Genomic DNA, 13321 nt, shown 5'->3' on the forward strand with positions numbered 1-13321 from the left:
GTGACGCTCACGAGACACTTGTCGCATGGACGCGCGCATTCAGCAGAAGCTAACGAGTGCACAGCAAATGCTTGACATCGCGCGCACCGGGCAGGGCGACTACATCGCGGGTGGAGAGCGCCGAATCAGTGGTCTCTATCAAGCCGTGACTTCAGCCCGGTCTGTCACCTTCGTCCTGCAGACCATGAGGAATGACGTCGAGGGGTTTGACCAGTGGTATGACGCCATTCGGGCTGAGCTAGGCGCCGACCCCACATGCAAGTGGTTCGTCGAGGTCCGGAACCGCATCGAAAAGGAGGGATCCCCGGGCCAAACCTCGTCGAGTGTGTGCATCAATCACTTGGACACGTCTCGGTTGCAGCCACCCCCAGGAGCGGTCTCGATGTTCATAGGTGACTCGCTCGGCCGAAGCGGCTGGGTCATCCGCCTCCCGGATGGAACTGAGCAGACCGTCTATTTCACGTTGCCCAGCCACGTGGTTAGCACCCACTACCTGATCGCCGATGCCCCGTACAAGCGAGACGTCGGTGAGTTGTTGGACTACTACTTGGAGCGGCTGCAGTCTGTCGTGGATCGGGCCCGTGACTTCCTTGCCGACAAGGTTTGGGCCTAGCCTCTCAGCCTTGGCCCGTCGTCGTCCCGCTGAGTCAGCGTGCCGGTACCGAGATCCGGGGGTAGTGCTGCTGGCGCCCAGCATGCGCGCTAGCGTGCTGGTGTCCAGATGGGCACCACGGCCGCGAGCGGCTCGCCCGTCACCCCCCAAAGGTCCGCACATGGTGGCCCTTCCGGTCAGTCATGCGCTTCGCACTCGTCCCGGCGAGCTTCTGCTCCACAGTTGGAAACCAATACCTGGAGACGGTGAATCAGGTAATGACATCGACGTGTTCCTGCCGGGGAGGGGCGAGTCGATCAGGGCGCCGGTCGGAACTTCTTGCCGCGGGACGCAGCGGGCCTAGGTGCCGGATGCCACGTACTCCGACGCGTCGGTGCGGACGCCCACCAGCGTCCGTCCGGCGACGTCGAAGCCGAGCGTCAGGAAGCGTCCGGGCTCGATCTCGACGCTGCTCGGGTTGGCCTGGTCGACGCAGACCCCCGCGTCGTAGATGGGCACCTCGGGGTAGCCGTCCCAGGGGCCGGCCGGGTCGGCGATGAGGACGCCGAGCGTCGGCCGGTGCGCGCCCGGGGTCGAGAAGTGCGCGCGTCCCTCGTGGACGAAACGGCCGTACGTCAGCAGCACCCGGCCGTCGCTGGTGAGCAGTTGATGATGCGAGGACGTCGCGACGCCGAGGGTTTCCGGGGGCGTCCAGGTCAGGCCGCCGTCGTCCGATCGGGTCAACCGGGACGGCTGCGGCACCCCCTCGTTCTCGGTGCGGGCGAGCAGGACGAGTTGGCCGCCGGGCAGCAGGGTCAGGTTCGGCTCGACGAAGTCGAGGCCGTCGGCCGCGGGCAACGCGGGGCTGCTGCGCCAGGTCCGGCCGCCGTCCTCGCTGCGACACACCAGCGCCGAGGACGGCCGGCGCGTGTAGACCGGCTGCAGCAGCGTCCGGTCGGGGAGCTCGACGGCGGGCCCGTGCTGGAAGACGTCGGTGACCTGTACGGGGCCGTCCGCCACGGTGCCGTCGGCCGCGAGCCGGGCGACCCACACACCCCGGGCCTCGAGCTTGCCCAGCAGTGTCCAGCGCACCGCGAAGAACGTCAGCAGCGCGCAGCCGTCCGCGAGCGCGCAGAGCTTGGGGTCGCGCAGGTCGAGGTCGGCGAAGACGCCAGGCAGCGCATCGACCGGTTCGCTCCAATTACGGCCGCCGTCGCCCGAACGGATCAGCATGACGCGTCCGTTGGCCTTCACGTGGCCGGCGGCGAGGTGATACACCGCCAACAGGACGCCGTCGACGCCGCGGACGACGTCCGGGAAGCGGGGCGCCAGCTTTCCCGGGCCGGTCAGGATGACGCTGGTCTCGACAACCATGCCGACACGATAGCCGCGCATCCGGTGCCGCAACCGTGCAGTGGCGACGGCTTCGGCTGAGCGCACGGGCAGGGTCACATACTTCCGCCCGCGCCGGTATATATCCCTCTAGACTCACGCGTGCAGCCAACGGATCGTGAGGGGGGCGTCCAATGTCGGGCGAGGCGTCGAGCTCGGGTGGGTCGGCCGAGTCGACCTTGCGCCTGCTTCGACGCATCTCCCGAAGCCAGCCCATCGTCGCGACGCTGGAGTCGCTCACCGATCACGCGCGCTCATTGCTGTCTGCGGACGCCGCCGGCCTGCGCCTGGACCCGTCGCTGGCCTCTATCTCCCGGTCCCTGCGGGACGTCTGCACCGTCAGCGGGCTGGTCTGTATCTGTGCCTTCGGCAGCGAGGGGGCTCCGCGTCGCGAGATCTGCCCGAACCACACCTCCAGCCCCTACGCCGTCATGGCCTCGGCGAGGCTGGGCGACGCCGGCGGCGATCTGGGGGAGTTGTGGGTGGCCCGCCGCGACGACCGTCCGTTCACCCCGGCCGACGAGGACGCCCTGCGCACCTTGGCCGACCTGGCAGCGCTCGCCCTCGCGCACGCGCACACCGCCGCGACCGAGCAGCGCCGCGCCGTCGAGACCGAGCGTGAGCGCATCGCCCGCGAGATGCACGACGGGCTGGCGCAGGTGCTCGGCGTCACGCACCTGCGGCTGCGCGCCCTCTCCGCGACGGTCGACGCGGCCGACGCCGATGCGGTGCGGGCCGAGCTCGACGACCTGGCGGCGCTGTGCCACGCCGGCTACCAGGACGTTCGTGAGGGCATCCTCGCGCTGCGCGAGTCGGGGCACCCCGACCGCACGTTGCTGGAGTCGCTGGACGCCTACGTCCGCGCGTTCGGCCGCACCAGCGGCGTCCGTGCTGAGCTGACGGTGGAGGGACTCGGGTCACCGCGGCTGAGCCCTCGGCGGGAGGTGCAGGTGATCCGCATCGTCCAGGAGGCGTTGACGAACGTCCGCAAGCACGCGGACGCCGGCCGGGTGCGCGTCCGTGTGCGCGTGGGTGAGGACGCGACGACGTTCACCGTCGAGGACGACGGCGCCGGCTTCGACCCGGACGCCTTGCCTGCCGACCGGCAGAGCTTCGGCCTGCTGACGATGCGCGAGCGCTCCGAGCAGGTGAGCGGACGCCTCACCATCGACTCCGCGCTGGGACGCGGCACCCGCGTCGTCCTGACGCTGCCGCACGGCTGGGAGTCGGCGGAAGAGGGGGTCGCATGAGCGCGGACGCCCCGGTGCGGGTGCTGCTGGCCGACGACCAGGCGCTGTTCCGCAACGCGATCGGCTCGCTGCTGAACGCGCAACCCGACTTCGAGGTGGTGGGGGAAGCCGGCAACGGGCTGGCGGCCGTCGAGCGGGCGCGGGCCCTGCAGCCGGACATCGTGGTCCTCGACGTCGAGATGCCGATCATGGACGGCGTCGAGGCCGCCCGGGTCATCCGCGAAACGTTGCCCGCGGTGAAGGTGGTGATGCTCACCGTCTGCGTGGATGACGACCGGCTGCTGAACGCGATCCGGCTCGGGGTGCATGGCTACCTGCTCAAGGACCTGCGTCCCGAGGAGCTGTTCGACCTGCTCCGTTCGGTGATGACCGGCCAGACGCCGGTGTCGCCGGTGCTGGTGACCCGGCTGCTGGCCGAGCTCCGGTCGACGACCAACCCTGCGGCGGGCGTGGGGGAGCCCACCGAGGCCGAGCGCCGCCAGTCGCTGAGCCGGCGCGAACTCGAGATCCTGCAGCTGGTCGCCCGCGGGCTGAGCAACCGGGAGATCGGGCGCTCGCTGTCGATCACCGAGGGCACCGTGAAGAACCACGTCCACAACGCGCTGCACAAGCTGCACATGGACAACCGCATCCAGGCCGCGGCCTACATCGTCCGCGAGGGACTGGCCGTCCTGCCGAGCTGAGACCTGTCCTCGAAGAACGGCTCGCGTCACGGTCGATCCCCCGGTGTGACCAGGGGATCTGTACCTCTTTTCTACCTCTTGACGGATGCCCCCGCGCTGGCGGGAGCGAGAAAGTGTGGTGTCAGATTCCGCCCTCTGTCTGATCACGGTTGATCCGCAGGAGGCGGCAAGCACCAGGGGAGCGAGGGATGATGAGCGAGGAGCGCACGTCGGCTCCGCCGCGGAAGCCGGCCGGCTTCTGGGCGGGGACTGCCTTCCCGGTCACCGTCGCCGTGCTCTTCGGCGTCCTCGTGGGGTTGGGCATCTTCACGTTCGGCTATGCCGGCGGAGCCGCCTACTTCGGCGAGGACCCCGACACGTGCGTCCAGTGCCACTCGATGAAGGAGAACTTCGACTCCTGGAACAAGGGCGGCCACCACCACGTCGCCACCTGCCAGGACTGCCACTCGCCGGTGCGCGACGAGGAGCCGGTCGCGTGGCTCCTCTCCGAGGCTGACAACGGGTTCTGGCACTCGCTGAAGTTCACCACCGGCTGGTACCCGGAGAACATCAAGATCCGTGACCACAACCTGGCGATCACGGAGCGGGCCTGCCTGAGGTGTCACGGTGCGTTGACCGACGACATCCGCGGCACCCGCGCCCACACCGATCAGAAGATTTCCTGCACGAAGTGCCATGCCAACGTCGGGCATGAGAGGTGAGTGAGATGAGTTCGAAAGCAACTCCCGAGCAGCCGCTGTCCAAGAAGCGCCGGCGCAACCGCATCGCGTGGCTGATCGCGCTGGGTCTGATCATCGGCGCGGTGGTGACGGCGGCCATCGCGGCGCTGCTGATCAACGTCTTCCAGCACCGCCAGGAATCGGAGAACCCGTACTTCCGGGTCACGAACCTCGACGAGAAGTCCTTCGACCCGGCCGTGTGGGGCGAGAACTTCCCGCTGCAGTACCAGGGCTGGCGCCTGACGTCCCAGATGCAGCCCGACGACCAGAAGACGCGCACCGCCACGGACGGCGACCCGCGCACCGTCGTCGCCAAGAGCAAGCTCGAGGCCGACCCGCGGCTGGTCACCATGTGGCAGGGCTATGCGTTCGCCGTCGAGTACAACGAGCCCCGCGGGCACGCCTACATGCTCGAGGACCAGCGCCTCGTCAAGCGCGTCACCCAGTTCAAGCAGCCGGGCGCCTGCCTCAACTGCCACACCTCCCTCCCGGAGGTGCTGAACAGCATCGGCGGCGATCCCGCCGAGGCGTGGGCGACGATGAACAAGACGCCGTACAAGGAGATCTCCAAGAAGGCGAATCACCCCGTCAGCTGCATCGACTGCCATGACCCCAAGACGATGGAGCTGCGCGTGACGCGTCCGGCTTTCATCAACGGCATGAAGGCCCTCAAGGAGGGCCAGGGTGTCAAGGATTACGACGTCAACAGGGACGCTACGGCGTCCGAGATGCGCACGTTCGTCTGTGCCCAGTGCCACGTCGAGTACTACTTCAAGGGCGACGCCAAGACGCTCACGTTCCCCTGGAACAACGGCCTGACGATCGACGACGAGTTCAAGTACTACAACGACATCGGCTTCTCCGACTTCCAGCACCGCCTGACCGGCGCCAACGTCGTGAAGGCCCAGCACCCCGACTTCGAGACCTGGAGCAACGGCGTCCACGCCAGCGCCGGCGTCGGTTGTGCGGACTGCCACATGCCGTACAAGCGTGAGGGCGCCGCGAAGATCAGCGATCACCAGGTGCGCAGCCCGATGATCAACGACGAGACCATCAACGCCAGCTGCCTGACCTGCCACCGCGCCTCCGAGGCCGAGATGAAGCAGCGCGTGCAGACCATCCACGACCGCTACGAGCACACCAAGAACGTGTCGTTCGACGCCCTCGACGCCCTCATCAAGGACATCGCCGCGCACAAGAACAACACCCCGGCCGCTCAGCTGGACGCCGCGCGGCTCTACCAGCGCAAGGCGCAGTTCTACCTCGACTACGTGGTCTCCGAGAACTCCCGCGGCTTCCACGCCTCGGCGTACACCAACCGGATCCTGAACGACGTCACGGACGCCTGCCGCAAGGGCCAGCTGGCGCTGCGCGATCCCGCCGTCGCCGCCAAGGCCAAGGACGACGTCAAGGTCTCCCCGGCTCCCGGGACGCCGAGCGCCTCGGCCTCGCCCAACGCGCCGGTGACGCCGCAGGAGAACGCCAACCCGTCGCCGACCCCGACGGCCGCCGCCCCGTCGGCGACGCCGAGCCGCTGATCGTCGTCGCGACGCGCGCCAGGTCCGGGTAGATAAACCCGGACCTGGCGTATCTATCTTCCGGGCTGTGCTCTCTACCCGAAACGTGCCCCGCGACGGATGGTCTCTGGTGTGCTGGTGAGCGACAGTGGTGCGGTCGCCCACCATGGGGCGGCCTGGTGTGGGGGAGCGGGATGAGCGAGCGTTTCGGTGGCGGTTCGGCGGACGACCTAGGGGCCCTGGGCCTCCCGGCCGATGCCACGCTCGAGGACGCCGTCGCCCGGCGCGACCACATCGCCGGCTATCTGCGGGACGCCCCCGCCGAGCTTCGCGGATGGGCCGACCGGCAGGTGGGTGCCGCGGACGCCGCGGTCGTCCGGCTCTCCGATCCCGACAACGGCGCGGGTGACCCGCCGCCGGTGGTCCGCGACGCCGAGGACGACGTCCCGTTGGTGGGTCGACGCAAGCCGGCCACCCCGAAGCGCCGCATCAACCCCCTCCTGATCGCGCTCGCCGTCCTGGCGATCATCTTCGGCGTCTACTACTTCAACGGGCAGCAGCCGGCCGGGACGCCCACGGCGAACCCGACCGCCGTGACGACCCCGTCCGGGCACCCCGCGATCCCGAGCGCGCCGCCGTTCGACGAGGCGAAGGCGGCCGAGCTGAAGTCCAAGGTCGCGGCGAACCCCGCCGACGTGGCGTCCATGCGTCAGCTCGGCACGATGTACGCGACCAACGGCGACTTCCCCGAGGCGGCGTCCTGGCAGCAGAAGATCCTCGACCGCGACCCCAAGGATGTGGACGCGCTGCTGGCCCTCGGGGTGGCGCAGTTCAACTCCGACGACCAGGCCTCGGCGGAGAAGACGTGGCTGAAGGCCGTCCAGATGGACCCGAACAGCCAGCTCGGCCACTTCAACCTGGGTTTTCTGTACCTGACCAAGCAGCCGGCCGACAACGCCAAGGCCGTCGCGCACTGGACGCGGGTGCGGGAGATCGACCCGAACTCCGAGATGGCCAAGACCGTCGAGCAGCACCTCAAGCGGCTCACGTCCGCGTCTCCGAAACCGTCCGCGACGCCGAGCCGGTGACGGCGGAGCCATGAGCCACACCATCGACGCCGTCGACCCCGTCCTCGCCGACCCGGACCGCCCGCCCACGCCGGGGCGCGGCCGGCAGCACACGGTCGGGCGGCTCGCCCGCCGCGTGTACGCGTTCTTCTACAACAAGCGGTTCGGCCTCGCGCTGATCCTCGCGATGTGCCTTTTCACCCTGCTGGGAGTGCTGTTCCAGCAGGCGCCGGACGGCGTCCGGGACGACCCGCAGCAGTTCGCCCAGTGGCTCGACTCGGTGCGCCCGCGCTACCGGGGCTGGACCGACCCGCTCGCGGCGCTCGGCGTGTTCAACATCTTCAGCTCGCTGTGGTTCAAGGCGACGACGATCCTGCTGGCGCTGAGCATCCTCGCCTGCACCTGCCACCGCATCCCGCTGCTGTGGCGTCAGGCCACCCAGCCGCACCTGCACGTCACCGACAACTTCTTCGCCCATGCCCGGCTGACCGACGCCGTGCACCTGGACGCCGAGCCCGACGAGGCGCTGGCCGAGCTGAGCCAGGGGCTGCGGCAGCGCCGGTTCCGCCTCACGCGCGACAAACGGGGGCCGGGGCTCAACGTCTACGCCGACCGCAACCGGTTCGCGCCGTTCGGCACCGCGCTGGCTCACCTGGCGTTCATCACGATCCTGCTCGGCGTGTTCGTCAGCTCGGTGACCGGTTTCATGGATCAGGAGTTCACGGTCACCGTCGGTACCAGCCGCGACGTCGGGCACGGCACCGGGCTCTCGGTGCGTGCCGACGCGTTCTCCGACACCTACTACCCGGACGGACGCCCCAAGGACTACGTCGCCGGCCTGACCCTGTTCAAGGACGGCCAGCAGGTCGCCCAGCAGGACGTCCGGGTCAACTCGCCGCTCGACTACGACGGGGTGACGTTCAACCAGTCGTACTTCGGGGTCGCCGCCGAGGTCGCGGTGGCGGACGCGTCCGGCCGGGAGGTCTTCCGGGAGGGCGTCCCGCTGCAGTGGCAGACCGAGGACCAGAAGAACTCCTACGGCAAGTTCGCCGTCCCCGGACAGGACCTCGAGGCCTACGTGGTGAGCGCCGCGTCCGGCCAGGTCGACGAGAACATCGGCGCCGGCCAGATGCGGCTGGAGATCTACCGGCAGGACTCCACCACCCCGATCGCGACCCAGGTCGTCACGCAGGGCCAGCCGGCGCGCATCGGCGACCTGACGTACACGTTCGTCCGCGAGCGACAGTTCACGGGCCTGATGGTCTCCCGCGACCCGGGCGCGCCCTGGGTCTATGCCGGGCTGACGCTGCTGCTGCTCGGCACCTGCCTGACGATGTTCCTGCGCCACCACCGCGTCTGGCTGCGGGTGACGCCGGACGCCGACGGCGGCAGCCTCGTCCGGGCCGGCTCCCCCGACCGGTACGACTACACCTTCGAGACCTGGTTCCACACGTTCTTCGAGGCCCACGCGGCCCCAGGCACGCACGAAAGGAGCGGACGCGATGCTTGATTTCTCGCGGTACACGCTGATGGCGGCGACGCTGATGGTCGCGCTCGCGGCGATCGTCTACCTGCTGGCCCAGGTGACCCGGCCGGCGCCGGCGCCGAACCTCATCCGAGAGCGTGAGTTGGTACGGGTCGGCGCCGGGCCGTCCGGCGGCGCAACGGACGGTCGCGCGGCGTCCGGCCCCGCGCGACGGCAGGGGCTCGACTGGGTCGGCTACGCGCTGGCCGCGGTGGCCGCGCTGCTGTTGACCGCGTCGGCCGTGTCGCGGGTGATGGTGACGGGGCACGCGCCGTTCGCGAACCAGCACGAGTTCGCGGTGTCGTTCGCGTGGGGCATCTCGCTGGCGTTCCTGTACTTCCAATGGCGCTATCGCGTGCGTGCGATGGCGCTGGTGGTGCTGCCGCTGACCCTGGTGGTACTGATCTACGCGTGGGCGCAGCCCAACGACGTCGAGCCGCTCCTGCCCGCGCTGCAGAACAGCCTGCTGCTGACCCTGCACGTCATCACGGCGGTGCTGGCCTACGGCGCCGCGGCGGTGTCGTTCGCGGCGGCCGTCTTGTACCTGATCAGGCCGTACGTGCGCTGGAAGGGACTGCCCAGCGCGGAACTGCTCGACGAGATCGGCTATCGCGCCGTCGTGTTCTGCTTCCCGACGCTGACGGTGATGATCGGCCTCGGCGCCGTGTGGGCGGACGTGGCGTGGGGTCGGTACTGGAGCTGGGACCCCAAGGAGACCGCGGCGTTGGTGACGTGGCTGATCTACGGCGCCTACCTGCACGCCCGCGTGGTCGCCGACTGGCGCGGCAAGCGGGCGGCCTGGCTGCTCGTCGTCGGGTTCGCCGCGGTGGTCTTCACGTTCCTCGGCAATCACTTCTTCGGCGGGCTTCACTCCTACGGGTGACCGGCTCCGCAGCAGTGACGGGCGAGCGAGACGGGGATGAGGATGAGGGCGAAGAACGAGGTGGACGGCCGCGACGCGGCTCAGGCCGAGCGCGAGATCGGCGAGGCCGGCGCGACGGGCGCCGACGGCAAGCCGAAGCGCGGGTTCGGCACGTACGCCGTGCTGGCCGGGATCGTGCTGGCGGTGCTCGCGGGCGCCTACCTGATCCCGAAGCCGGGCGACACCCAGCGCGCGGGGGCGCCTGGGGGAGCGCAGGCCGTCCAGGTCAGCACGAACCCCGGCGGCAAGGCCCCGGTGGTGGGCCAGCCGGTGCCGGACTTCACCGCCGAGACCGTGGACGGCAAGGCCGTGTCGCTGTCGCAGTTCCGCGGCAAGCCGGTCTGGCTGACGTTCGGCGCGACGTGGTGCGCGCCGTGCCGCGTGGAGGCCCCCGACATCCAGGCCGCCTACCAGCGGCATCGCGGCGACGGGACGACCGTGCTGGCGGTCTACCTGTCGGAGAACCCGGCCCAGATCACCGATTACGCCCGTCGCGTCGGCATGACGTACACGCACATCCCCGACCAGGATTCCGAGATCGCGTCGGAGTACCAGACCGTCGGCATCCCGACGCACTTCTTCATCGACCGCCGGGGCGTCCTGCGGCAGACCCACGTCGGCATCCTCACGCCCGAGCAGATGGACGAGGCGCTCAACCAGATCAGCTGAGTGCTGCGCCGTCCGTCAGGGGCTGGACGGTGTGCGCCCAGTCGACGATCTGCTCCAGCGAGCCGATCTGCCAGTCGTGGTCGATCACCTGGTCGGCGATCGTGGGGACGGCGATGACGGGGATGCCCGCCGCCCGCAGGGCGAGGGCGCCGTTGGCGGAGTCCTCGACGCCGATCGCGGTGGCTGGGTCGGCGCCCAGGCGGCGGCAGACCTCAAGGTAGACGTCCGCGGCGGGCTTCGCGTGCTCCACCTCCTCGCACGAGACGACGGTGTCGGCGAGGTCGTACAGCCCGGCCGCCTCAAGCTCGAGGCGCAGGTTCGCGACGGTGGCGTTGGAACCGATGCCGAGCGGGACGCGTCCGTGCAGGGCCGTGAGCACCTCGACCGCGCCGGGCAGCGGCCTCGTGTGGCGCAGCTTGGCCACGGCGATCTCGCGGAGCTCGTCGCCGAAGGTGTCGAGGTCGCTGACCCCCGCCCGCTGCGCCAGCAGCCGGATCGAGAAGTCCCAGGGCGAGCCGAGCACGGCCGCGCGGTCGCCCGGCTCGAGCGCCGACCCGTAGCGGGCGAGCAGCTCCTCCTCGGCCTCCTCCCACAGCGGCTCGGTGTTCACGAGCACGCCGTCGCAGTCGAAGATGACGGCGCTGACACGGGCGGGCAGTTCAGTCATGGCGTCATTGTCTCAGGGCGTCCGTCCGGCGACGAACGCTCGGGCAACCGGTGCCGGACGCCGCGCGCGCAGCACGAAGCCACGCAGTGAGTAGCCCGAGATGAGCGCGTCCCAACCGATGGTCGGCTCCTGGACGACCTCCAGGTCGAGGGCCATGAGCTTGCGCACCAGCACGTCGGTCTCCTGGATGGCGAGGGCGTTGCCGGGGCACTTGTGCGGGCCGTCGCCGAAGCTCATCACCTCCTCGCCGATGCCGCGGGGCAGGTCGCGGCCCGGGCGGAGCTGCAGCGGCTCGGCGCCCACGGTCGACTCGTCGGAGTTCGCCTGCCGGATGAACAGGTCGAGGAGCTCGCCAGAGCGCACCTGGTGGGTCTGGCCGTCCGCGGTGAAGGCGAAGTCGCGCTGGGCGCGCCGGAAGAGGTGGCCGACGATCGGCTCGAGGCGCAGCACCTCGCTGAGGATCAGGTAGCGCTCGTGCTGGTCGGCGTCCAGGTAGCGGCGGCGCAGCCCGTCGTCGGTGAGCAGGTGCCACGTGCACATCGAGATGAACTCGCGCGTGGTGACCATGCCGGCGGCGCCGTAGGTGACGCACTCGATGAGGATCTCGGAATCGGAGTAGCCCTCGGCGACGAGGTGGCTGATCACGTCCTCGGCCGGCTCGGCGCGGCGGGCCTTGATGGCGGGCCGCACGTCGAAGAGGTAGAAGGCGCCCATCGGGATGTTGCCGAGGATGAGGGCGCGCAGCTTGGCGAAGCGGCTGCTTCCGCGCCTTGCGTCCGCGGCGTCCCCGTGCGGGTATTCGAAGAAGCGCTCGAGGCGCGTGGCCATCGGCCCGATGGGGGAGTTGGTCAGGCCGATCACCTGGGCGGCGATCTCGACGGAGTAGCGCAGGGAGAATTGGTCGAGGCGGAACGTGTCCTCGGTGAGCGCCTCGGCGACGAGGTCGTCCGCGCGGGTGGCCATGAGCTCGCGGTAGCGGGTGGACACGGTCTTGGGGGCGAAGAACCGGGCCGTCTTGGAGCGCTGCTGGCGGTGCTTCTCGCCGTCCATGAAGAGGATCGGGTCGTTGCGGCGCGAGGGGACGGTCTCGGACGCGAAGCCGGCCTGGGTGGTGGCGTCGCGCTCGCGGAGGACCTGGCGGACGGCCTCCGCGGATCGGATGCGCCACACGTTCGCGTCGTGCTCCACGCGGGGCTCCGCGGACTCTCCGGGGTAGGTGGAACGGCGCTGGCTCGTCATGGGTCGAGGCTATCCAGCGGGGGGTTGAGCCGCGGCCCTGGCGAGAGGACGTGCTGGCTTCGGCGGCGGGGCGGCCGCACGTCACATGAGCGGGCTGCGCCACTCCCAGAGGGTGCCCGGACGCCCGCGGCCGAGCACGACCTTCTTGTGGCTCACGTCGAGGCCCTTCATGGACGCCAGCTTGCGGTTGAGGTTGCCGCGGTCGGGCGGCGTGCCAGTCAGCGAGCGGGTGATCGCGACGGCCGCGGAGACGGGGAACGCCGGTCCGGTGAGGGCCTGCGTGAACGGGATGTTGTGCCACAGCCGCTCCACCAGCAGGGGCCGGCACTCCTCGACGATGCGGTTGTGGTCGAACGCCAGGTCGGGGATCTCGTCGAGCGGGTACCACAGGGCGGTGTCGCCGAGGTCTTCGCCGACGCCCCACATCGCGACGGACAGGGTGAAGCCGCGGGGGTCGCGGGCGGGCTCGTCGAACACGGTGAGCTGGCCGTGGGACAGCAGGTCGGTGCCGAGCTTGGTCTTGACGGCGCGCTTGGCGGCGTCGGCGAGGCGCTCGCCCTCCCACAGCACGACGCCGGGGAGCGCGAGCTGGTCGGCGAACGGTTCGTTCTCCCGCGGGGACACCCCGATCTCGACGATTCGCTGTTCAGGGTTGTACCGCAGCGTGAGCACGTCGACCGAGACTTTGGACGTCGGGGGCCTGGTCATCGCTGGATCTCCACATCATTGGGTGTGGATTCAGTCTAGACGCTTATTGGTTGTTCCGACCAGATTCGGGAAGGCGTCCGCCGTTCCTCTAGGCGCCCGCACGGGGACGCGCTGATCTTCCGGGTGGGGACGTCCTGTTGCGCCGGTGGCCCGCGGTCCGTCGTGCGCCGTTCCACCCGAAAGAATGCGGGTCGGAAGAATCCTATTTAGAGACGTGCGCATATGTAGGGGAATTATCGCGATTTAAGTGAACGCCTTCCAGGGAGGCCGTCCCGCTGCGTCGACGCGAGAGTGTCGCGATCTCTTCGCGCGCTCTGCGCTCCCGCAAGGAAAAAAGATGGCGACGTATGAACCGGTGGTTATCCACACGA

At 69.6% G+C, this 13321-nt stretch carries 13 protein-coding genes; 9 read left to right on the forward strand and 4 right to left on the reverse strand.

What is annotated here, in order from left to right; genetic code table 11:
- Positions 1-25: 25 nt before the first annotated feature.
- Positions 26-613, forward strand: coding sequence for a hypothetical protein (locus BN1187_RS05000; RefSeq protein WP_040159267.1), 588 nt, complete (start codon positions 26-28; stop codon positions 611-613).
- Between the two features lie 339 nt (positions 614-952).
- On the opposite strand, the gene BN1187_RS05005 is transcribed toward BN1187_RS05000, so the two are convergent.
- Positions 953-1966 (reverse strand): sialidase family protein, encoded by a 1014-nt coding sequence (locus tag BN1187_RS05005; protein ID WP_157754743.1) that lies wholly within the window; start codon positions 1964-1966, stop codon positions 953-955.
- 197 nt (positions 1967-2163) lie between these two features.
- On the opposite strand from BN1187_RS05005, the gene BN1187_RS05010 reads away from it, so the two are divergent.
- From BN1187_RS05010 to BN1187_RS05045, 8 genes are all read left to right on the forward strand, one after another.
- On the forward strand, positions 2164-3234 hold the full coding sequence (locus BN1187_RS05010; protein WP_162182374.1) for a sensor histidine kinase: 1071 nt from the start codon (positions 2164-2166) through the stop codon (positions 3232-3234).
- Positions 3231-3917 (forward strand): response regulator, encoded by a 687-nt coding sequence (locus BN1187_RS05015; protein WP_040159272.1) that lies wholly within the window; start codon positions 3231-3233, stop codon positions 3915-3917. The genes BN1187_RS05010 and BN1187_RS05015 overlap by 4 nt, the downstream gene beginning before the upstream one ends.
- 188 nt (positions 3918-4105) lie before the next feature.
- On the forward strand, positions 4106-4618 hold the full coding sequence (nrfH, locus tag BN1187_RS05020; RefSeq protein ID WP_072041956.1) for a cytochrome c nitrite reductase small subunit: 513 nt from the start codon (positions 4106-4108) through the stop codon (positions 4616-4618).
- A 5-nt stretch (positions 4619-4623) separates the two neighbouring features.
- The gene (locus BN1187_RS05025) at positions 4624-6174 is read left to right on the forward strand and encodes an ammonia-forming cytochrome c nitrite reductase subunit c552 (RefSeq protein ID WP_072041957.1); all 1551 of its coding nucleotides are present in this window, start codon (positions 4624-4626) and stop codon (positions 6172-6174) included.
- 173 nt (positions 6175-6347) lie between these two features.
- Positions 6348-7241: a tetratricopeptide repeat protein gene (locus BN1187_RS05030; protein ID WP_052462300.1), complete on the forward strand. Its 894-nt coding sequence runs from the start codon at positions 6348-6350 to the stop codon at positions 7239-7241.
- Positions 7242-7251: 10 nt separating this feature from the next.
- Entirely contained in the window at positions 7252-8730 is a 1479-nt protein-coding gene (locus BN1187_RS05035) for a cytochrome c biogenesis ResB family protein (protein ID WP_052462301.1), read from the forward strand.
- Positions 8723-9628, forward strand: a complete 906-nt coding sequence (gene ccsB, locus BN1187_RS05040) for a c-type cytochrome biogenesis protein CcsB (RefSeq protein WP_040159274.1) — start codon at positions 8723-8725, stop codon at positions 9626-9628. Before BN1187_RS05035 ends, ccsB begins: the two co-directional genes overlap by 8 nt.
- 42 nt (positions 9629-9670) lie before the next feature.
- Entirely contained in the window at positions 9671-10336 is a 666-nt protein-coding gene (locus BN1187_RS05045; protein WP_040159276.1) for a TlpA family protein disulfide reductase, read from the forward strand.
- On the opposite strand, the gene BN1187_RS05050 is transcribed toward BN1187_RS05045, so the two are convergent.
- The 3 genes from BN1187_RS05050 to BN1187_RS05060 form a co-directional block, all read right to left on the reverse strand.
- Positions 10329-11003 carry an HAD family hydrolase gene (locus BN1187_RS05050; protein ID WP_052462303.1) on the reverse strand — a complete coding sequence of 225 codons (675 nt, stop codon included), beginning with the start codon at positions 11001-11003 and terminating at the stop codon, positions 10329-10331. The genes BN1187_RS05045 and BN1187_RS05050 overlap by 8 nt on opposite strands.
- A gap of 12 nt (positions 11004-11015) precedes the next feature.
- A complete protein-coding gene (locus BN1187_RS05055) occupies positions 11016-12242 on the reverse strand; it encodes a cytochrome P450 (protein WP_052462304.1) in 1227 nt (408 codons plus the stop codon).
- Positions 12243-12323: 81 nt separating this feature from the next.
- Positions 12324-12950, reverse strand: a complete 627-nt coding sequence (locus tag BN1187_RS05060) for an NUDIX hydrolase (RefSeq protein ID WP_040159278.1) — start codon at positions 12948-12950, stop codon at positions 12324-12326.
- Between the last annotated feature and the right edge of the window lie 371 nt (positions 12951-13321).

The sequence above is a fragment of the Nigerium massiliense genome, from assembly GCF_000826085.1.
GTDB lineage: Bacteria > Actinomycetota > Actinomycetes > Propionibacteriales > Propionibacteriaceae > Propioniciclava > Propioniciclava massiliense.